19 protein-coding genes are annotated in these 19,684 nt (G+C 65.5%); 3 read left to right on the plus strand and 16 right to left on the minus strand.

The window, feature by feature from the left end; translation table 11 throughout:
* The first annotated feature begins 121 nt into the window (after window positions 1–121).
* Window positions 122–1,717, plus strand: a complete 1,596-nt coding sequence (locus tag Q3866_RS02230) for a ClC family H(+)/Cl(-) exchange transporter (protein ID WP_301829257.1) — start codon at window positions 122–124, stop codon at window positions 1,715–1,717.
* 115 nt (window positions 1,718–1,832) lie between these two features.
* On the opposite strand, the gene Q3866_RS02235 is transcribed toward Q3866_RS02230, so the two are convergent.
* The 4 genes from Q3866_RS02235 to Q3866_RS02250 all read right to left on the minus strand — a co-directional run bounded on the left by Q3866_RS02235 (window position 1,833) and on the right by Q3866_RS02250 (window position 4,085).
* Window positions 1,833–2,789 carry an NAD(P)/FAD-dependent oxidoreductase gene (locus Q3866_RS02235; RefSeq protein WP_301829258.1) on the minus strand — a complete coding sequence of 319 codons (957 nt, stop codon included), beginning with the start codon at window positions 2,787–2,789 and terminating at the stop codon, window positions 1,833–1,835.
* A gap of 34 nt (window positions 2,790–2,823) precedes the next feature.
* Window positions 2,824–3,273: a dUTP diphosphatase gene (gene dut, locus Q3866_RS02240; protein WP_301829260.1), complete on the minus strand. Its 450-nt coding sequence runs from the start codon at window positions 3,271–3,273 to the stop codon at window positions 2,824–2,826.
* A complete protein-coding gene (gene nrdR / locus Q3866_RS02245; RefSeq protein ID WP_293672913.1) occupies window positions 3,266–3,718 on the minus strand; it encodes a transcriptional regulator NrdR in 453 nt (150 codons plus the stop codon). The genes dut and nrdR overlap by 8 nt, the downstream gene beginning before the upstream one ends.
* 94 nt (window positions 3,719–3,812) lie before the next feature.
* Complete coding sequence (locus tag Q3866_RS02250; RefSeq protein ID WP_293672912.1) at window positions 3,813–4,085, minus strand: hypothetical protein; 273 nt, start codon at window positions 4,083–4,085, stop codon at window positions 3,813–3,815.
* Window positions 4,086–4,288: 203 nt separating this feature from the next.
* Between Q3866_RS02250 and lexA the strand changes: the two genes are divergently transcribed.
* Both lexA and Q3866_RS02260 read left to right on the plus strand, forming a co-directional pair.
* Window positions 4,289–4,945, plus strand: coding sequence for a transcriptional repressor LexA (lexA, locus tag Q3866_RS02255; protein ID WP_301829263.1), 657 nt, complete (start codon window positions 4,289–4,291; stop codon window positions 4,943–4,945).
* A 5-nt stretch (window positions 4,946–4,950) separates the two neighbouring features.
* Window positions 4,951–5,718, plus strand: coding sequence for a heparan-alpha-glucosaminide N-acetyltransferase (locus Q3866_RS02260; RefSeq protein WP_301829265.1), 768 nt, complete (start codon window positions 4,951–4,953; stop codon window positions 5,716–5,718).
* A 232-nt stretch (window positions 5,719–5,950) separates the two neighbouring features.
* Here the strand turns inward: Q3866_RS02260 and hflX are convergent, their stop codons facing one another.
* The 12 genes from hflX to Q3866_RS02325 form a co-directional block, all read right to left on the minus strand.
* Window positions 5,951–7,225 carry a GTPase HflX gene (gene hflX, locus Q3866_RS02265; protein ID WP_301829266.1) on the minus strand — a complete coding sequence of 425 codons (1,275 nt, stop codon included), beginning with the start codon at window positions 7,223–7,225 and terminating at the stop codon, window positions 5,951–5,953.
* A 33-nt stretch (window positions 7,226–7,258) separates the two neighbouring features.
* On the minus strand, window positions 7,259–8,245 hold the full coding sequence (miaA, locus tag Q3866_RS02270) for a tRNA (adenosine(37)-N6)-dimethylallyltransferase MiaA (protein ID WP_301829267.1): 987 nt from the start codon (window positions 8,243–8,245) through the stop codon (window positions 7,259–7,261).
* Window positions 8,242–9,609: a tRNA (N6-isopentenyl adenosine(37)-C2)-methylthiotransferase MiaB gene (gene miaB, locus Q3866_RS02275; protein ID WP_367881359.1), complete on the minus strand. Its 1,368-nt coding sequence runs from the start codon at window positions 9,607–9,609 to the stop codon at window positions 8,242–8,244. Before miaB ends, miaA begins: the two co-directional genes overlap by 4 nt.
* On the minus strand, window positions 9,609–9,926 hold the full coding sequence (locus Q3866_RS02280) for a stage V sporulation protein S (RefSeq protein WP_293672906.1): 318 nt from the start codon (window positions 9,924–9,926) through the stop codon (window positions 9,609–9,611). The genes miaB and Q3866_RS02280 overlap by 1 nt, the downstream gene beginning before the upstream one ends.
* 76 nt (window positions 9,927–10,002) lie before the next feature.
* Window positions 10,003–11,118, minus strand: a complete 1,116-nt coding sequence (locus tag Q3866_RS02285; RefSeq protein ID WP_301829268.1) for an ATP-binding protein — start codon at window positions 11,116–11,118, stop codon at window positions 10,003–10,005.
* Window positions 11,119–11,136: 18 nt separating this feature from the next.
* Window positions 11,137–12,696, minus strand: a complete 1,560-nt coding sequence (gene rny / locus Q3866_RS02290) for a ribonuclease Y (RefSeq protein ID WP_301829269.1) — start codon at window positions 12,694–12,696, stop codon at window positions 11,137–11,139.
* A 317-nt stretch (window positions 12,697–13,013) separates the two neighbouring features.
* On the minus strand, window positions 13,014–13,727 hold the full coding sequence (locus Q3866_RS02295; RefSeq protein WP_301829271.1) for a regulatory protein RecX: 714 nt from the start codon (window positions 13,725–13,727) through the stop codon (window positions 13,014–13,016).
* Window positions 13,717–14,817, minus strand: coding sequence for a recombinase RecA (gene recA, locus Q3866_RS02300; protein ID WP_301829273.1), 1,101 nt, complete (start codon window positions 14,815–14,817; stop codon window positions 13,717–13,719). Before recA ends, Q3866_RS02295 begins: the two co-directional genes overlap by 11 nt.
* Before the next feature lie 244 nt (window positions 14,818–15,061).
* On the minus strand, window positions 15,062–16,186 hold the full coding sequence (gene pgsA, locus Q3866_RS07790) for a CDP-diacylglycerol--glycerol-3-phosphate 3-phosphatidyltransferase (protein WP_367881360.1): 1,125 nt from the start codon (window positions 16,184–16,186) through the stop codon (window positions 15,062–15,064).
* A gap of 4 nt (window positions 16,187–16,190) precedes the next feature.
* Window positions 16,191–17,561, minus strand: a complete 1,371-nt coding sequence (rimO, locus tag Q3866_RS02315) for a 30S ribosomal protein S12 methylthiotransferase RimO (RefSeq protein WP_301829275.1) — start codon at window positions 17,559–17,561, stop codon at window positions 16,191–16,193.
* 73 nt (window positions 17,562–17,634) lie between these two features.
* Window positions 17,635–18,132 (minus strand): YajQ family cyclic di-GMP-binding protein, encoded by a 498-nt coding sequence (locus Q3866_RS02320; protein ID WP_301829276.1) that lies wholly within the window; start codon window positions 18,130–18,132, stop codon window positions 17,635–17,637.
* A 51-nt stretch (window positions 18,133–18,183) separates the two neighbouring features.
* On the minus strand, window positions 18,184–19,683 hold the full coding sequence (locus tag Q3866_RS02325) for a RodZ domain-containing protein (RefSeq protein ID WP_301829278.1): 1,500 nt from the start codon (window positions 19,681–19,683) through the stop codon (window positions 18,184–18,186).
* Window position 19,684: the final 1 nt, after the last annotated feature.

Consider the following 19,684-nt stretch of genomic DNA (forward strand, 5'->3'; position numbering starts at 1 on the left):
GGCGCACGCTCGACCCCAGTTGGCCCCACGGCTTGTTAGATGGCGTATGATTTTGCCGGTCAGGGTGCGGCTCAGCCCACCTGGCCGGCTTTTTCTTGCAATCGAGAGACGAGGAGCTAGCGTGCAGGTGTTCGAGAATCCCATCAGGCGCAGGCTCTCGCGCAGGTTCCAGGTGAGCCTCGTGTGGGAGGGCGCCCTCGTGGGCCTCTTTGCCGGCGCCCTCGTGACGCTCTACCGCCTTGCCCTCACACAGGGCGAGCGCATCCTGCGCGCCATCGTAGCGAGCTGGGCGAACAACCCCGTCATGGCGGTCGCATGGTTCGTCGCCCTGGCCGTCATGGCGGTCGTGGTGGCGCTTCTCGTGAGGTGGGAGCCCGCCACCTCGGGCTCGGGCATCCCGCAGGTCGACGCCGAGGTCATGGGCGCCATGGACGCGCCCTGGTACCGCGTCATCGCCGCCAAGTTCGCCGAAGGTACGATTGGCGCCCTCGGCGGCCTGTCCCTCGGCCGCGAGGGCCCGTCGGTGCAGCTTGGCGGCATGGCCGGCAAGGGCGTCTCGCGCATCCTCAAGCGCGGGAGGGGAGAGGAGCGTCTGCTCGTCACCTGCGGCGCGGGCGCAGGCATGGCCGCGGCGTTCCACGCGCCCCTCACCGGCGTGATGTTTGCCCTCGAGGAGATTCACAAGACGTTCAACGCGCCCCTGATTATCTCGGTGATGATGAGCGCCGTCATGAGCGACTACGTGACGAGCCAAGTGCTGGGCCTTCAGCCGGTCATCAGCTTCAGGCTGAGCGAGATCATCCCTCACGAGGCCTATGCGCTGCTCATCGTCTTTGGCCTCATCATGGGCGTCGTGGGCGCGGCCCACAACATCGGCATGTTTGCGCTGCAGAACCTGCTGTCGCGCATCCGCTACCGCCATGCCTGGCTACGCTACCTCATACCGTTCATGGTCGCGGGCGGGGTGGCCCTTCTGTCGCCCGAGCTCATGTGTGGCGGCGACGCGATTCTCGAGATGCTCATGAGCCCCCAGGGGCTCTCGATTGGCACGCTGGCACTCATCCTGCTGGGCAAGTATCTCTTCACGGGCGTCTGCTTTGGCGCGGGAACGCCAGGCGGCACGCTCTTTCCGCTGGTCATCATGGGCACGCTCGCCGGCGCCATCTTTGGCATGGGCGCCACGCGCGTCCTGGGCATGAGCGACGCCTTCGTGATGAACTTCATGGTGCTCGGTATCGCCGGAATGTTCGCGGGTGCCATTCGAGCGCCGGTCACGGCCGTCGTGCTCGCCTTTGAGCTCACGGGGAGCCTGGAGCAGCTGCTGTCGCTTGCGATTGTGAGCGTCTTCGCTTACGTGACCGCCAACCTGCTGCAGGTCGACGCCTACTACGAGCACCTGCTGGCACGCCTCCTTGGCACCACGACCGACGAGGCGCACGAGCACTGGGGGTCGCACGGCCGCCAGCTCCACTCATACGTGGTCGAGGCGGGATGCCCTGCGGCCGACAAGCTCATCTCGCAGATCGACTGGCCCGAACGCACGCTCGTCGTTTCGGTGCGGCGCTGCGGACGCGAGATCGTGCCGCGCGGGTCGCTCAGGCTCCTCGAGGGCGACCGCATCCTCGTCTTGCTCGACGAACACGATGGAGACAACAACGAGCGCTTCGTGCGCCACGTCTGCCACGGCACCTTCGCGCCACTCGATGTCGTGGAGTAGGCAGCAAGCAGCGACGAAAAGCTGACTTGAAACAGCTCTACTTTACATAAGATATATTATCGCTATTTTATGTATATCAGCCGGAACAGGGGAGTCACTAACTAGGAGAATTACGCTAATCGCCAAGAACCCCCACGTACCTTGCCGCGCTCGTGGCGGCAATCGCTCCGTCAGAGGCCGCGGTGATCGCTTGGCGAAGCGGCGTTGCCCGCACGTCTCCCGCACAGAAGAGTCCAGGCGTTGCCACAGACATGTCAGGGCGCGTCACGACATACCCCTGGTCATCCAACTCGGCGAGCCTGCAGACAGGCGCTGACTGAGGCACCTGGCCAACCGAGACGAAGACGCCAACACCGCCTGGCGCGAAGGAAAGCTCCTCGCGGGTTGGGACGCCCAAGGCGTCTACGGATGCCAGCACGACCCTCTCGATAAGAGATTCCCCTTCCACGCCCTCAATTCTAGTAAGGTACCTAACTTTAATCATGGGCGAGGAGAGAACGGCATCCCGCAGGCTCCTCATCGCCCGGAGGTGGTCCTTGCGCACGACGAGTGTCACCGAGGAGGCGACCTTCGCAAGGTAGAGCGCCTCCTCGCAGGCCGTGTTACCACCGCCCACCACAAAGACTTCCTTGCCACGATAGAACATGCCATCGCAGGTGGCGCAGTACGAGACGCCCCTGCCACCAAAGCGATTCTCGCCCGCAAAGCCAGCCTTGCGCGGCGAGGCCCCCGCGGCATAGATGACGCTGCGCGCCCTAAGCGAGCCTCCCTCGCAGACGACCTCGAAGAGGCTCCCGCCCTCGCGCCTGTCGATGGAGACGACCTGGTCGAACTCGAACTCCGCACCAAGGTGCTCGGCATGGTCCCAGAGACGCTGCCCGAGCTCGGCACCCGTTATGTCCTCGATGCCCGGATAGTTGTCCACGAGGTCGGTCGTGGCAATCTGGCCGCCAGCGGCGCTGCTCGATATGACGAGGGGCCTGAGACCCGCCCTCGTTGCATAGATGGCGGCGCTCAGACCCGCAGGACCGGAACCCACGATGATGACGTCTCTCACATTCAAATCGGTCATGTAAGGCTCCCCAATCTAAGATTCTCGCGCGCGACTAGTTGACGCCGCTCGAGCCAAAGCCGCCCGCACCACGGTCGGTCTCGTCGAGCTCCGACACCTCGTGCAGACGCACGACGGGCACCTTTTGGATGACGAGCTGGGCGATGCGCTCGCCGCGCTCGATGTGAATGGTCTTCTCGTTGTCTAGGTTGACGGTGCAGACCTTGAGCTCACCGCGGTAGTGGGCATCGATGAGGCCGGGCGTGTTGGCCATCGACAGTCCCTCGCGCAGAGCAAGTCCGCTCCTGGGCTGCACAAAGCCCGCGTAGCCATCGGGAATGGCGATGGCCAGGCCCGTCGAGACGAGTCTGCGCTCGTGCGGCGCCAGGTCAACGTCCTCGTTTGAGCGCAGGTCGAGGCCGGCGTCTCCCTCGTAGGCGTAGGACGGGAGCTCGACGGACGGGTCAAGGCGCTTGATGGGAAGGTCAATCACGTCGTTACTCACCAGAGAGCCTCCTCAGCTCGTCAGAGAATTCTTCGATGTCCTTGAAGTCGCGATAGACGGACGCAAAGCGGACGTAGGCGACCTTGTCGATGTCAATGAGGCGGTGAAGCACCATCTCGCCCAGGTCGCTCGAGTCGACCTCGGTAGTGCCGTGGTCCCTCAGCTCGCTCTCGATGCTCGCAATGAGGGCGTCGAGCGCATCGATGGGGATGTCGCGCTTAACCGTTGCGCGCACGAGGCCGCGCATGAGCTTCTCGCGATCGAAAGGCTCCTTGGAACCATCGTGCTTGAGCACGATGAGCGGCAGCTCCTCCTTACGCTCGTAGGTGGTGAAGCGAAAACCGCAAGCCTCGCACTCGCGGCGACGCCTGATCGAGTCGTTGCTCTCCGCAGGGCGGGAGTCGACGACCTTGGACTCCTCGCATCCGCACTTGGGACAGCGCATGGTATCCTCCCTAGCCGGGTTCACTGCAATAGATACCTTACGCTGCGAAAATAGATTCGTCTAGCTGCTGACAGAAATCTCCGGACGCCGGGTCCTAGAGAAGGGCCCCCAGCAGCACCATGCCCGCGATGGCGAAGAAGACGAGACAGGCCCCGAGGCGCTCGCGGTCCCCGATGACGGGCGCGGAGCAAACGGGGGCGTCGGCCGAGACGTACCAGTCGTAGGCACGACGCGCCTGCTCCCTCACGGAGCACTGGCGGCGAGCGTCGTGGCGGCCACCTTCCACGACGGAAAGGCTCGCGGCAGCGTGACGAGGCTTGAGGGCGGAAGAACCAATGGTGTCATAGTTGTAATCAAAGTTGTTCATGGTGCGTTCCTCTCAATCTCGTTTTGTACTGGTACCTTTATACAAACCGTTGCGGACAATATCTTGTAATGCATACTATCAAACATTTGTTCCCTATGTCTAGTATCTAAGTACGAATGTTCGTGTCAAGCAAAAATAGAACAAATGTTTGCGAAAGGAAGCGAACGCGTGTATGATGGTCTCAACGAAAAGGAGGAACCACCATGTCTGAGGTAAAGCTTTCCGCACGGCAGCAGCAGGTATATGACTTCATCTGCGCATCTGCCGCAGAGCACGGCTATCCGCCCTCGGTCAGGGAGATCGGCGCGGGCGTTGGCCTCTCTTCCCCATCCACGGTTCACTCCCACCTCAACAGGCTCGAGAAGGCCGGCTACATCCGCCGCGACCCCAAGAAGCCCCGCACCATCGAGATCTGCGGGCCCGGCAGCGAGAGCCTCTACCAGCAAGACGTCAAGCTTGCCGAGGTCACCCAGGACGTTGATGCCAGCACGATCACCCTACCGGTCGTTGGCAGGGTCGCGGCAGGCACGCCCATCCTCGCCGAGCAGAACGTCGAGGAGGTCATGACCCTCCCCACGAGCGTCATCAACGATGCGAGCTCGTTCATCCTGCGTGTCCGCGGCGAGTCGATGATCAACGTCGGCATCCTCGATGGGGACTACATCGTCGTGAAGGAGCAGCACACCGCCCACAACGGCGAGATCGTCGTCGCCCTCATCGATGACTCGGCCACCGTCAAGACCTTCTACCGCGAGAAGGACCGCATCCGCCTTCAGCCCGAGAACGATTCGATGGAGCCCATCTACGCAGACAACCCGACCATCCTCGGCAGGGTCACGGGTCTGCTTCGCTCGCTCTAGATTCCATGGAGCAGAAGCGGCGCTCGGAGAGGATTCACGGCTACGACGTCATCAGGGGTTTCTCTGTCATATCGATGGTGCTCTTTCACCTTTGCTATGACCTGGTCTATCTCTATGGCGTAGGCCTGGGCTGGTTCGCCTCTCCCCTACAAGATGTCTGGCGCGCCTCCATCTCATGGACGTTCTTGCTGGTGGCAGGCATCATGTGCTCCTACTCGAGCAGCAACGTCAGGAGGGCGGCAAAGTATCTTGCCGTGGCGGGCGTCGTATTCGTTGCCACAACGGTGGCTGCCGTCGACACGCCCGTGAACTTCGGCATCATCTACTGCATGGGCTTCAGCACGCTCGTGGGCCACCTCTACCTCAAACTCGCCTCACGAGCGGGCGTGCGCGTAAACGTCGCGCTCGCCTTGGCGCTCGCGCTTTTCTTCGTCATCTGTCTCGATGTTCCAACGGGAACCTTTGGTCTCGCGACCTTTGGCGGCCCCTACTTCAAGGTGCCGGCGGCACCCTATGCCTACGGGTGGCTCAGCTGGCTCGGCTTTCCCGGACCCCATTTTGCGTCGGGAGACTACTACCCGCCCCTCCCCTTTTCGCTGCTCTTTCTCGCGGGAACCAGCCTGGGCGTCGTCATCAAGGCAAAGGGCGCGCCCAGAGCACTCCAGAGCCTTCGGTGCCAACCCCTTGAGTACGTGGGAAGGCACGCCCTCCCCATCTACGTGATTCACCAACCGCTCATTCTTGGCGTGCTCAAGCTCGTCTATGGGTATTAGCGAAGAGCTCCATTTCGCCTAAGCGGTGAAATCACGAGGCGAGGAAGTATGTCTCTGCCTAAAGCCATAGGTAGACACGCGAGAAGCCCAGAAGCCCAAGTTGGCGAAAACCGCTTCCAAAAGAACCCGACACATTCAGAGCTCGCAGGAAGTGCCCAATAACGCACCCACGCCTCACGAAGCAGCGAACAACATCCGCGAGCAGAGACACATTGGACGCAGCGGCGCAGGCCTACTCCTCCACCTCATAGGGCTTGAGGGTGGCGGCCATGCGAGCGCCCGCCTTGGCGGTAACGAGCAGGCCGCCCTCGACGTACTGCTCGCGAATGATCTGGCAACGCTCGTGGACGAGCTTCATGAGCATGCCCTTCTCGTAGGGCACGAGCGCCGTGAGCGTCACGTCACCGTCGCTCGCCTCCTGCGCGATGCGGTGCAGCAGCCCGGCAAGGCCCCAACCCTCGCCGGCGGACACGAAGACGGCCCGGGGATTCGCAGCTTTGAGCCCCGCAAGGGCCTCGTCATCGAGCAGGTCGCATTTGTTGAAGACGAGCACGCGCCGAATCTCGTTGGCATCGATCTGGGCAAGGATCTCCTCGACGGCCCTGACCTTCTTCTCCCAGTTCTCGTCGTTGGCATCGACAACCTCGAGCACGAGGTCTGCTGCCCTGACCTCGGCGAGCGTCGACTTAAAGCTCTCGACGAGCGTGGTGGGGAGCTTCTGGATGAAGCCAACGGTGTCCGTCAGGGTGATCTTACGCCCCTCGGCAAGGTCAATGGAGCGGGTCGTGGGGTCGAGCGTGGCAAACAGCTCGTCCTTGGCGTAGACGTCGGAATTGGTGAGGGCGTTCAGCAGCGTCGACTTGCCCGCGTTGGTATAGCCGGCGAGCGCTACGCGATAGACGCCCGAGTCCCAGCGAGCCTTGCTCTGCGTGGCGCGACGCGTCTCGAGGCGTGCGAGCTCGCGGCGAAGCGAGGCGATGCGGTCGCGCACGAGGCGCCTGTCGACCTCGAGCTGGCTCTCGCCCTGGCCAAACCTGCTGCCGATGCCGCCGCGCGTCTGCTCGCCCATAAGGTGGCTCCACATGCCACGAAGACGCGGCAGCACGTACTGGAGCTGCGCGAGCTGCACCTGGAGGGTGCCCTCACGCGTCGTCGCATGGCGACCAAAGATGTCGAGGATAAGGGCCGTGCGGTCGATGACCTTGACCGGCTCGCCAAAGATCTGCTCGAGGTTGGCCTGCTGGGAAGGCGACAGCTGGTCGTCGAACGCAACGACGTCAACGTCCATGCGCTTGACCAGGGCCGCAAGCTCCTTGGCCTTCCCCGAGCCCACGAACGTCTTGGGGATGGGCGAGTCGAGCTTCTGCGTCTCGGTGGCAACCACAACCCTGCCCGCCGTCTCGACCAAGCGCGCAAGCTCGGCGAGCGATTCGCTCATCGGCCAGTCGGCACGCCCCGTGTCAACGCCCACGATGAGCGTTCGCTCGGGAACGGGAGCGGTGGACATCTGCTTGAATCGACCCGTGGTGCTCTCCCCCTCTTAGGGCTCCTGGGCGCGCTCGCCCAAGGCCCTCTCGTATTCGTCGACGATCATGGCGACGGCGTCGAGGTGGGCAAGCTCGTCCATGTCGAGCCAGCGAGTGCGGCCGTCGCGCCTGAGCCACGAGAGCTGGCGCTTTGCGTAGCGCCGAGAGCGGCGCTTGATGAGCTCGATAGCCTCGTCGAGCGTGCACGACCCATCGAGGTAGTCGAGGACCTCCTTGTAGCCGATGGCCTGGCGGGCCGTGAGGTCTGCGCCCATGCCAGCCTCGACAAGCCCCCGCACCTCGTCGACCAGGCCAGCCTCGACCATGAGTTCGACGCGCCGGTCTATGCGCTCGTAGAGTCGCGCACGGTCCATCGAAAGCCCCCAGATCTGGGCGCCGTAGTGCGCCTTGCGCTCGTGAAGGCCCGAAAGCTGCGCGGCATAGCTTGTGCCCTCGTCGAGCATCTCGAGGGCACGCGCGACGCGGCGGGAGTTGTTGGGGTGGATGGCAAGCGCGCTCGCCTCGTCGCGCTCGCGCAGGAGCTCCCAGAGGGCCTGCGCGCCCCGCTCGGCAAGGTAGTCTTCGTAGCGGCTGCGCGTGCCACCGTGGGTCTGACCCGCGGGAAAGTCCATCTCGTCAATGACGGCGTCGAGGTAGAGGCCGGTGCCCCCGCACAGGATGGCGGCGCGGCCGCAAGCGAGGCGTTCGTCAACGAGGGCGCGGGCGTCGCGCTGGAACATGGCCACGGAGTAGTCCTGCGAGATGTCGGCCACGTCGACCATCTGGAGCGGCACGAGGCGCTCCTCGACGGGCGTCTTGGCCGTGCCGATGTCCATGCCGCGGTAGACCTGCATCGAGTCGACCGAGATGACGTCGGTGCCAAGGCGCAGTGCCACCTCGTCGGCGAGCGCGCTCTTGCCCGAGGCCGTGGGACCGACGACGCAGATGACGGGACCGCCCGCGGCGGCACCCGTCACGAGGCTGTCACCGCCCGGCGTCACCGGGGCTCGCCCACCATGGGTCCGCGCAGGTACCACGTGCGCGCCTCGTCGACGCGAACGTCCACGAGCTTGCCCACGAGCTCCTGGGGGTCACGGCCCTCGGGAGCCTCAAAGTGAACGGTCTTGTTCTTGGGACTGTGGCCCACGAGCACACGCTCGTCGCGCTTGGAGGCTCCCTCGACGAGAGCCTCGACGGTACGTCCCAGCTCGACCTGGTTGGCATCGTGGGCAAGGTCTGCCACGAGGGCCGCCAGACGGTCGAAACGCTCCTGGATGACCTCACGCGGCGTGGGGTCATCGATCTTTGCGGCGGGCGTTCCAGGGCGCTTGGAGTAGATGAACGTGAACGCGGAGGCAAAGCCAACCTCGCGCACGAGGCTCAGGGTCTGCTCGAAGTCCTCCTCAGTCTCGCCAGGGAAGCCAACGATGATGTCGGAGGACAGGGCGATGCCGGAAATGGCCTCCTTGATGGAGTTAGCGAGCGCGATGTAGTCCTCGCGCGTGTAGCGCCTGTTCATGGCCTTGAGCACGCGGGTGGAGCCGCTCTGCACGGCAAGGTGCAGCTGCGGCATGACGGCGGGCGTCTCGGCCATCGCGGCGATCGTCGCAGGCGACAGGTCCTTGGGGTGCGAGCTCGTGAAGCGGATGCGCTCGATGCCCGTCTCGCCCACCGCGCGCAGAAGCTCCGCGAAGCGCGGGGAGCCGTAGCGCTGGCGGCCAAACGAGTTGACGTTCTGGCCGAGCAGGCACACCTCGCGCACGCCGTCGGCATGGAGGCGGCGCACCTCGTCGACGATGTCGTCGAAGGCACGGTCGCGCTCACGCCCACGGACGTAGGGCACGATGCAGTAGCTGCAGAAGTTGTTGCAGCCGGTCATGATGGGCACCCAGGCGTGCCAAGCGTCCTCGCGGCGGCTCGGCAGGTCGCTCGAGAAGCCCTGCGAGTCCTCGCTCGTGTCGGCAAAGACGGTCTTGCCGTTGCCGGAGCGAGCCTCGTCGATGAGTTCGGGAAGCGAGGAGATGGCGCGTGTGCCAAAGACGACGTCGACGTTTCTCATGTGCTCGCGGATCGAGGCACCGTCGCGTTGAGCGATGCAGCCGCCGATGCAGACGACCCTGCGGCCGCTCGGCGGCTCAGGCGCGCTCACCATGGCGGAGACCTGACCATACAGGTGCGTGTCGGCCTTCTCGCGCACGCAGCACGTCATGAAGACGACGATGTCGGCCTCCTCGGGAGTGGCCACCTCGAGACAGCCGCACGTCCCAAGCAGGCCCGAGACGCGCTCGGCGTCATGCAGGTTCATCTGGCAGCCGAAGGTCTTGACATGGTAGGTAAGACCGGCGAGGGAGTTGTTAGCTTGCACTAGATTGCCACCTTTCCGGCACCCTGCTCGAGGGTCTGCGCGTCTGTCGGGGCGAGCCTGTGCACGTAGACCGCAATGCGGATGGCCGTGCGGCTCTGCCCGTCGATGTCGATGTCAGAGAACGTGGGTGCGCACGAGATGTCGATACCCACCGGGATGAGAAAGCCGCGCGCGATGGCAACGGCCTTGATGGCCTGGTTCACGGCACCGGCGCCGACCGACTGGATGTTGACCGGTACGCCGTCCTTGACCATGCCTGCGATGGCTCCGGCCACCGACGCAGGTGAGGACTTGCTCGAGACCTTCAGGTAGTCCATGGATGTTACTCCTAGCAGCGGTTCTACGTGTGAGTGATGCGTTTTGGTGGCGTTTGGACCAGCGGCCGCGGGCCTACTAGTCTTCCTTCTCGAGGTCAAATGTAACGGTTATCTTGTCGCGCGTCACGTTGATGCGCGGCTCACTGGAGAGTCCCACGTAATAGCGCTCGGCGATGAGGTCGAAGGCGCGCTCCATGACGCGGGAGAACTCGTCGACGTCGTCGGGCGAGAGCTTAAGACCGCGACGGTCGCGCGTGAGGTCGACCTCCTGCTGGCCCGGTGTGCCGCCGTGGTGCAGCAGGCGCGAGGCAACCGGACGCAGGGGCTTGATCTGGCCGGCGAGGATGCGGTGCGCGGTGCGCTCCGAGATGGGCAGACCCAGGGAGGCGGCGACCTCGGCGAGCTCGCGGGCGTCCGCGGCGAGCGCGGGCCGTTCGATGACGCTCACCTCGTTGGGGTCGTCGACGAACAGCAGGCGCGAGCGGTTGGGCGACGCGTCAGCAAGCGCGCGGGCCGTGGCGATGACGTCTGCGGCAGAGCCAAGGAAGACCTCACAGTCGGGGCGTTCCTCGAGCGCGAACTCGCAGCACGTCCTGATGATGTTGTGCGGGCCCTTGAGCTGCTGCTGACCCTCGTCGCCTCTACCAACCGTGGGCCAGGTGCTCTGGTCCTTGCGCTCGGCAAGCTTGGTGGCGTCGGCCTCGACGCGGATGGACGAGCCAAGGCCCATGCCCGTGGCCATGACGTGGGCGCTCCGCGTGTTCTCGCGAATGGAGAAGAGCGCCATACCACGACCATGCACGCCCCAGCGGTCCATGTGGACCGTGTCGAGCTTAGAAGTGACGCGGGCGTCGAAGATGCGCTCGCGCATGGAGTCGGGCACGCCCGAGCCGTCGTCGAGCACGACGAGGCTGCGTAGGTCGGACTCACGGCTCGTAGCGACGAGGATCCTGTGGGCGCCGGCGTCACGCGAGTTTCGCAGCATCTCGATGACGACGTCCTCGATGCAGCGGATGTCGTGCTTTGCCTGGCGGCGCTCCGCCTCCCCCACGCGCAGGCGAACGAAGCCGTTGCCCAGCGACTCCTCGACCCTCACCGCGGTGTCGCCGGACACCTGGGCAACGAAGTCAACGAGCGAAGGTGCCCCCGAAGGGACTCCCCCGCTCTCGGAAATGTCGTGCAAGTCAGCCATGGTGTTCGAGGCGAGCCGCTACTTGGCGACGTCGACGGCGCGCGACTCGCGGATGACAACGACGCGCACCTGGCCGGGATACTCCATCTCGTCCTCGATCTGCTTGGCGATGTCGTGAGCGAGCACCGTGGCCTCGGCATCGGAGATCTTCTCGGGCTGGACCATGACGTGCAGCTCGCGTCCGGCCTGCATGGCGTAGGTGCGCTCGACGCCGTCATGGGCGTTCGAGATCTCCTCGAGCTTCTGGAGGCGCTTGATGTAAGTCTCGGCGCTCTCGCGGCGGGCACCGGGGCGCGCCGCGGAGATGGCGTCGGCGGCCATGACGAGCTGGTCGAGAATCGTGTTGGGCTCGACGTCGGCGTGGTGGGCCTCAATGGCGTGGACGATCTCGGGACGCTCGCCATAGCGACGGGCAAGGTCGGCGCCGATCACGGCATGCGGACCCTCGACCGTGTGGTCGATGGCCTTGCCAAGGTCGTGGAGAAGGCCGGCGCGCTTGGCGGCCGTGGGGTCGAGGCCAAGCTCGGAGGCCATGATGCCGCACAGCTCGGAGACCTGCTTGGAGTGCTGCAGGACGTTCTGACCAAAAGAGGTGCGGTAGCGCAGGGCGCCGAGGGTCTTGATGATCTCGGGGTGCAGGTCGTGGATGCCGGCGTCGAACGAGGCCTGCTCGCCGGCCTCCTGGACGCGTTGGTTCACGAGGGTCTCGGCCTTCTTGTACATCTCCTCGATGCGGGCGGGGTGGATGCGGCCGTCTGCGATGAGATTCTCGAGGGCAACGCGGGCGGTCTCGCGACGGACCGGCTCAAAGCTCGAGAGCATGACGGTCTCAGGGGTGTCGTCAATGACGAGGGACACGCCGGAAACCTGCTCGAAGGTGCGGATGTTGCGACCCTCACGGCCGATGATGCGGCCCTTGAGGTCGTCGGAGGGGATGTGGACGGTGGTGACGGTGACCTCGCCGGCCTGGTCGGCGGCGCAGCGCTGGATGGCAGTGGTCACGATCTCGCGGGCGGTCTTGTCGGCCTGGGCGCGGGTGCGCTGCTCGCTCTCGCGCAGGATCTGAGCCTCCTCGCGCACGGTGTCCTTGCGCACGCGGTCGAGAAGCTCCTTGTGGGCCTCGTCGGTCGAGAGGGAGGCGATGCGCTCGAGCTCGGAGGTCTGCTTCTTCACGAGGCCCTCGAGGTCGCTCTGGCGGCGGTCGAGCTGGCCGGCCTGGCTGGAGAGCTGGTGCTCGCGACGGTCAAGCGCGTCGTTGCGGCGGTCGAGCGACTCCTCGCGCTGCATGATGCGGCTCTCGAGGGAGCGAAGCTCGCTCTTGCGCTGCTTCTCCTCGGCCTCGGCTGCCTGGCGATGCTTGAGAATGTCCTCCTTGGCGGCCAGGACCGCCTCCTTCTTGGTGGTCTCGGCCTGACGCTGCGCGTCGGAGCGAATCTGCTCGGCCTGGCGCTCGGCATCGGCAACCTGCTGGTTGGCCTGTTGGACCTTGGCGGAGTTCTGGTTATTGACGACGAAATGCGAGATGCCAAAACCAATAAACAGTGCAGCGATAGCTGCGAAGAAGACTTCGATACCCATTAAGACTCCTAGAATCACAAAACTTTGGCGTGGGGGTTCAGGAGACTGCCCCAGGGGCAGAACCCACCATCCGAGTGGCTCTCGGCGTCTATGCGCGTAAGAAATCGCAGCTCAACGAACAAAAAGTAACGTCAGCCGTGCAGGTCACAACCGACGAGAGATACCCAAATGGTTTCTACATTTTAAGGTGAGCGTTAGGTAATAGTCAACGCGCTTGGGGCACTGACAAAAATCGAGCACAAGATATGGCCCAGCGCTTATCCCCATTGCCATGGCCGCAGGCCTGGCATTCGGAGCCCTCGACGCAATAAACTTGCCTAGCACTCGCCCTCGTCGCCATGAATGCGGTCGAGCGCCGCCTCCTTGGCAATGGCCATGGGATAGCCGCGCGAGACGAGGAATCGCACGAACTTGGCATAGGCATTCTTCTCTGGAACCGCCTTGCGGGCAAGCAGCTCGCTGGCGCGCTCCGAGACGTCATCCTGTTCAAGAAAGGCCTCGGGCCAGCCGGCGACCTCGGAGGCCTCGATGCCGCGTCGCGAGAGCTCGCGCTCGATGCGCACGGGACCCCACCCCGCCGCGACCTTGGCCCGAATGAAGTACTCGGCAAAGCGCGCGTCGCTCATGATCTTGAGCTCGCAGGCATACTCGACGCGCCCCTCGGCACGCGCACGCGAGTAGCCCTCGCGCACGAGCCGAGACGCCATCTCGGAGGTGGAGTAGTCCCTGCGCGACACAAGGTCGACGAGCTTCTCCCAGCAGCAGGCGTCTGAGACCTCGCCCACATGGTAGAGCAGCTCGGCGCGGCTGCCCCACGCCACGTCGTCCATGGCATCGAGGCGGCGCGCAACGGCGACGGGAACCTGCAGACCCTCGCCCTCGCTCACGACGATGCGGGCGAGCGGCTTGCGCGCGCCCATGGGGGCCGAGGCGCGCTCGGGAAGCTCCACGTGCCAGGTAAAGCCAGAGGGACCCTCGTGGATGCGGGGGTCCCGCCTCTTGGCAGCCTGGCCGCTACGCCTACTCGGCATCCTCGGCACTCACGGCACCGGCCTCGTCCTCGACGGGCTCGTGGCCCTCGAGGGGCGGCAGGCCCACCTCGACGCGAACGCGCGACTCGATCTCGTCGCGCAGGTCGGGGTGCTCGCGCAGGAACGTCTTGGCGGCCTCCCTGCCCTGGCCCAGGCGCTCGCCCTCGTAGGTGTACCAGGCACCGGCCTTGTTGACGATCTCGCTCTCGACGCCCAGGTCGAGGATCGAGCCCTCCTTGGAGATGCCCGTGCCGTACATGATGTCGAACTCGGCGGTCTTGAACGGAGGCGCGACCTTGTTCTTGACGACCTTGACGCGCACGCGGCTGCCCACGATCTCGCTGCCCTGCTTGATCGTGTCGATGCGGCGGATGTCCATGCGCACCGACGAGAAGAACTTGAGGGCGCGGCCGCCCGGCGTGGTCTCGGGATTGCCGAACATGATGCCGATCTTCTCGCGCAGCTGGTTGATGAAGATGCACGTGGTATTCGACTTGGAAAGCGAGCCGGCAAGCTTGCGCAGGGCCTGACTCATGAGGCGCGCCTGCAGGCCCACCGTGGTGTCGCCAATCTCGCCCTCGATCTCTGCGCGGGGGACGAGCGCAGCAACCGAGTCGATGACGACGACATCGATGGCGCCGGAGCGCACGAGCATGTCGCAGATCTCGAGCGCCTGCTCGCCGGTGTCTGGCTGCGAGATGAGCACCTCGTCGATGTCAACGCCGATGCGGGCGGCATAGCCCGGGTCGAGCGCGTGCTCGGCATCGATGAAGGCGACGACGCCGCCCATGGCCTGCGCCTCGGCGAGGATCTCGAGCGAGAGCGTGGTCTTGCCCGAGGATTCGGGGCCATAGATCTCGACGATGCGGCCGCGCGGCACGCCGCCGATGCCCAGCGCAGCGTCGAGCGCGATGGAGCCCGTGGGGATTGCCTCGACGTGCAGGTCTGGGCCATCCTCGCCATACTTCATGATCGAGCCCTTGCCAAACTTCTTCTCGATCTCGGCCTTGGTCGACTCGATCATCTTGGTGCGCTCCTCACCGGTGGTGGGGGCGTGGATCTCTCTCGAAACCGCGTTGGACTTAGCCATCTCGTTCCCTTCCATTGCTTCCTCCCGACATAATACGCGAACAGTCGTTCGTGGTCAAACCGTTGGGAGAAGCATACGAAAGTTGGGGCCAAAAAAATCTAACAGGCATCTAACAGGGGTCTAACACCCGAGCTAAATGCCTGAAAATGCTAAGAAAAATGGGAGGGCTCAAAACGGGCGAGCGGCATAAATCCGAAGGCGAGCGGTGCGGGCGCCACAGAGAGCAAGCACGTTCGCCCAAGCGCTATCCCTCAAGCGCGCCCTTGAGCATGCCAAGCGCGTGCATGACCGAGCGCAGGCGCACCTCGGCGCGGTCACCCGGGAAAACGACAGACTCGGTGCGCGTCTGACCGGCGACGCTCACACCAAACCACACGAGTCCAACGGGCTTGCCGGGGGTGGCGCCACCGGGGCCCGCGATGCCCGTGACGCTCACGGACGCCTCGCAGCCGAGAGCCCCGAGCGCGCCCTCGGCCATCTGCTGGGCGCACTCGCTCGAGACGGCGCCAACAGACGCCAGAGTGTCACCGGAGACACCGAGGATGGCTTGCTTGACCGAACAGGCGTAGGAGCCCACGGCGCCCATCACGACATCGGACGAGCCGGGAACGGCGGTCAGGGCCGCTTCGACAAGGCCGCCCGTGCAGCTCTCCGCCGTGCCAACGTGAATGCCGCGCTTGCGGGCGGCCTCGAGCACCTCGAAGGCGAGCGCCACGGCGTCGTCCCAGGTGGGCGCGGCATCAGACGCATCAGAGCCAGAAGCGTCACTCGCGCCGGCATCCTCGGGCTCGTCGTCTGCGAGCGCGCCCCAGGACTTCACGAAGTAGTCGACGCCGCTCCAGATGGTGAGGACGACGGCCACGGCAAGCAGCGCGTAGGAGAGCGTCTGGAGCGGGCCGGCAACGGCGGGCGTGTTGGCGAGCGCCATCGCGAGCAGGCTGCCGCAGATCGAGACCATCGTCGTGGCGGTCTTCCACTTGCCGAGGTTGCCCGCGGCGATGACGATGCCCTTGGTTGCCACGACCATGCGCAGACCGCTCACGAGAAACTCGCGCGCCACGATGACGAGCAGCGCCCAAGAGACGGGGGCGCCGCATTCGAGCAGGTAGCACAGGGCCACGATGACCACGAGCTTGTCGGCGATAGGGTCGAGGAACTTGCCGAACGTCGTGACCTCGTTGCGGCTGCGCGCGAGGTAACCGTCGAGCTTGTCGGTGAGCGACAGCAGGCAGAACGCAACGAAGACGGCGATGCCGCCCGCGCCGGGCCCGCCCAGGACCTCGGCCATGAGCAGCCACACCGGAACGAACACGACGCGCGCGCAGGTCACGATGTTGGCCGGCGTCCACATGCTGGACTTCTTTGCCACTTCCCTATTCCTCCCCCTCGACGATCTCACCCTCGAGCTCGTAGCAGAAAGAGTCGACGAGGCGCACGCGCACGACGTCACCCACGGCGGCCTCGCCCTCGGCGATGTGCACGGCGCCGTCGCAGTCGGGGGCCTGGAACCAGGCGTGGCCGATGAGCTCAGGCACGTCGCCGTCGGTGTCGATGCCGTCGATCACGACGTCGACGACCTCGCCCACGTGCTTTGCCGTGGCGGAGAAGCCCAGCTCCTCGGCCACGTCGGTGAGCGCCTGGGCACGGTCGAGCTTAACGTCCTCGTCAACCTGGTTGTCCATCTCGGCGCCGCGGGTGCCCTCCTCGCGCGAGTAGGAGAAGACGCTCGTGTAGTCGAACTCCTGCTCCTGCACGAAGTCGAGCAGCTCCTCGAACTGCTCCTCGGTCTCGCCGGGGAAGCCCACGAGGCCCGTGGTGCGCAGCACCATGCCGGGGATCTCGCGGCGCAGGCGGTCGAACAGCGCGCGGAACTCGTCGGCGCTGCCCGTGCGGTTCATGCTCTTGAGCACGGCGACGTTGCAGTGCTGGATGGGGATGTCGATGTAGGGCAGCACCTCGGGCGTGTCGCGGATGGCGGCGACGAGCTCGTCGGTCATTCCCTCGGGCTGCAGGTAGAGCACGCGCAGCCACGCACCGTAGGGGCGCACGATCATCGCGAGGCGCACGAGCAGGCTCGCGAGCGTGTCGCCCTCACCCAGGTCCCTGCCCCAGATGCCCGTGTCCTGGCCGATGAGCACGAACTCGCGCACGCCCTGCTCGGCAAGCGCGCGGACCTCGCCCGCGATCTCGGCGAACGGGCGCGAGGCGTAGCGGCCGCGGATGTAGGGGATGGCGCAGAAGGAGCAGAAGCGGTCGCAGCCGTCGGAGATCTTGACGTAGGCGCTCGCGCCCTCGACGGTGCGCAGCGGCTCCGCAAGCGGGCCCGCGCTCGCGCCCTCGGCGGCGGGCACAACCGACTCGTGGCCAAGGACCTCGTCCATGACGCCCACGATGCCGTCCTCGGCGTCGGCGCGCACGAAGGCCGCGACCTCGGGGAGCTGGTCGGGGAGCTCGTCGCCGTAGCGCGAGGGCACGCAGCCGCACATAACGATGGGCAGGCCGCGCACGCCCTCTTGGGCAGCCTCGGCAAGCTCGAGCGTGCGCTCGATGCTCTCGGAGGTGGCGCTGGCAAGGAAGGAGCAGGTGTTGACGATGACGGCGTCGGCCTCGTCGACCTCGGCGGCCTCGGAGTAGCCGGCGCGCAGCAGCAGGCTGCGCATGCGGTCGGTGTCGACCTCGTTCTTGGCGCACCCGAGGGTGACGAACAGGACGGCAGGCGACGTCGCGGTGGTGTCAAGCGACATGGGTAGACCTTTCAGTACGTGATTAAAAGCATGACGCGCCCCCGGCTCCAACGCACGAGACGGGGGCGAGACGCTAGCGGTAGTTGGTGAACTGCAGCGGAATGCCGTAGTCCTGAGACTTGAGGTGGGAAATGACCTGCTGCAAGGTGTCCTTAGAAGCACTCGTGACGCGAAGCTTGTCGTCGTCGATCTGAGCCTTGACCTTGAGCTTGAGGTCGCGAATGTCCTTAGAGATCTTCTTGGCGCACTCCTTGTCGATGCCCTGGACCACGCAGCCAATCACGCGCACCGTGTCGCCCGAGGCGGCGACGGGCTTGTCCCAGCTCACGCTCTTGAGGTCGACCGAACGCTTCACGAGCCTGCCGTTGAGGATGTCGATGACCTGGTTGGCGACGAACTCGGCGGGGGCGTAGACGGTGACGGTGCCCTCGGCCTTGGAGAGCTCGATGCTGGAGCCCGAGCCCTTGAGGTCGTAGCGCTGGGAGAGCTCGCGCGCCGTCTGCTGCACGGCGTTGTCGACCTCCTGCATGTCAACCGTGGAGACGACGTCGAAGCTCGAGTCCTTGGCCATGTGCTGTCCTTTCCGGGCCTGCGCCCTGCTTGGGATGGTGAGTGCGAGTGTCTACTCGGAGGAGGTGTCACCGGAGTCGCCCGAGGCATCGGCGGCGGCCGTGGTCGAGGCGGTCGCGGCGGCCGCGGGGTCGGTGCCCTCAATCGTGAGCGAGGCCGTACCGGCAGACTTGCCCGAGAAGGTCTGGCGCTCGCCGTTCTTCTCGACCGTCACGACGCTCGGGTCTCCCACGCGAATCTCGAGCGACTTCTTGGGCGTGTACTCCTGCGACCAGGCGCCCGTGACCGACTCGGCGACCATCTGCTCGCCGTCGCACGTGATCTCGACCCAGGTGGTCGAACCCTCGGCGACCGTGACAGTGACCTTGGTCTCCTGCGCCTGGGCGGCGGCTTGCGAGGCGGCCTTCTTGGCGGCGGCCTCCGAGAGCGCCTGCTGCTCGGCCGCGCTCGTCGTGGTGGCGGAGGTCGAGGCGGCCTCGCTCGACACGGCGGTCACGACGTTGACCTTGCTGTTGTCCGACTTGGACGAGGCGCACGAGCGCACACTGAAGACGATGATGACCACGAGCAGTATCGCCACGAGGACAAACATCAGCGTGATGGCGCGGCGGGAATCGGCGTTCAGACGGTCGATGACGCCAGCGAAGCCCTTGCGGGGCGGCTGAGGCCTGCGACCGCGGTTGCGCGGGTCTCGATTGCGGTCGGGCGACTGCCTGCGCACATTGGGACGCACGGGGGCGCCGCCGGGACGCGAGCCAGCGCGGCCCGCGCGCGTCGAGGACGGGCGATAGGGCCTGGCGTCGGAGCCAAAGCGCAGGTCGTCGTGGTACTGGCCAGAGTCGATGCGACGCGTCTGGATGTCGCCGTCGTAGCCGGCGGCGTCACGGGGCGCGCGCCCGCGCTGGGCGGAGCCGCCACGTGCGTCGGAGCGATCACGGCGCTCGTCACCGTAGGCGTCATAAGACCTGCGGACGCGGCCGGCCTGCTGCTGGCGCCTCTCGCGCTCCTCGTCGGAATTGGGGTTACGCGTGGTGTAGCGGCGGTCGGAGTAGCTCGAGCCGTAGCCGCCCGAGGAGTAGTTGGTGCCGTAGGAGCCGCGCGGGTTGTAGACGCCCTGCGTGCCCTCACGGGGCTGGCCGTAGGAGCCGGCCGACGCGGAAGGCCCATAGCCCGAGCCGGAGCCGCGCGTGGGGGCAAGACCCGTGGAGGTGGAGCGGGCGGCTCCGGTGGCCGAGGTGGGGCCGTCGATGCTCGGCTCGTCGGCAAGCCTCGCCAAGCCGCTCGGCTCGCGGCCGGTGACGCCCGTGACGTACTCGGCGTGCTCGCGCTCGTAGAGCTCGGTGATGTGCCTGGGATCGAGGCCCAGGTAACGGGCATAGCTCGCCACCATGCCCTGGGCGTACCCCAGGGCGGGCAGATGGTCGAAGTCGCCCATCTCGAAGGCCTCGAGCACGCTCTCGCGCATCCTGAGGACGCGGGCGGCCTGGGGGATGGAGAGCCTCAGCTGACGACGCCTATCCGCGAGAATCTGCGCAAACTGCGCACGCTGCATG

It is taken from the genome of uncultured Parolsenella sp., from assembly GCF_958346945.1.
Taxonomy (GTDB): Bacteria; Actinomycetota; Coriobacteriia; order Coriobacteriales; family Atopobiaceae; genus Parolsenella.

Bases quoted from the DNA above. Each gene is read 5' to 3' on its own strand.
- Q3866_RS02235 (WP_301829258.1), bottom strand. From the start codon at position 2,789: ATGACCGATTTGAATGTGAGAGACGTCATCATCGTGGGTTCCGGTCCT.
- rimO (WP_301829275.1), bottom strand. From the start codon at position 17,561: ATGTCGCTTGACACCACCGCGACGTCGCCTGCCGTCCTGTTCGTCACC.
- Q3866_RS02325 (WP_301829278.1), bottom strand. From the start codon at position 19,683: ATGCAGCGTGCGCAGTTTGCGCAGATTCTCGCGGATAGGCGTCGTCAG.
- Q3866_RS02295 (WP_301829271.1), bottom strand. From the start codon at position 13,727: ATGCCGAGTAGGCGTAGCGGCCAGGCTGCCAAGAGGCGGGACCCCCGC.
- rny (WP_301829269.1), bottom strand. From the start codon at position 12,696: ATGGGTATCGAAGTCTTCTTCGCAGCTATCGCTGCACTGTTTATTGGT.
- Q3866_RS02280 (WP_293672906.1), bottom strand. From the start codon at position 9,926: ATGGACTACCTGAAGGTCTCGAGCAAGTCCTCACCTGCGTCGGTGGCC.
- Q3866_RS02250 (WP_293672912.1), bottom strand. From the start codon at position 4,085: ATGAACAACTTTGATTACAACTATGACACCATTGGTTCTTCCGCCCTC.
- Q3866_RS02285 (WP_301829268.1), bottom strand. From the start codon at position 11,118: ATGGCTGACTTGCACGACATTTCCGAGAGCGGGGGAGTCCCTTCGGGG.
- recA (WP_301829273.1), bottom strand. From the start codon at position 14,817: ATGGCTAAGTCCAACGCGGTTTCGAGAGAGATCCACGCCCCCACCACC.
- Q3866_RS02320 (WP_301829276.1), bottom strand. From the start codon at position 18,132: ATGGCCAAGGACTCGAGCTTCGACGTCGTCTCCACGGTTGACATGCAG.
- nrdR (WP_293672913.1), bottom strand. From the start codon at position 3,718: ATGCGCTGTCCCAAGTGCGGATGCGAGGAGTCCAAGGTCGTCGACTCC.
- Q3866_RS02260 (WP_301829265.1), top strand. From the start codon at position 4,951: ATGGAGCAGAAGCGGCGCTCGGAGAGGATTCACGGCTACGACGTCATC.
- hflX (WP_301829266.1), bottom strand. From the start codon at position 7,225: ATGTCCACCGCTCCCGTTCCCGAGCGAACGCTCATCGTGGGCGTTGAC.
- lexA (WP_301829263.1), top strand. From the start codon at position 4,289: ATGTCTGAGGTAAAGCTTTCCGCACGGCAGCAGCAGGTATATGACTTC.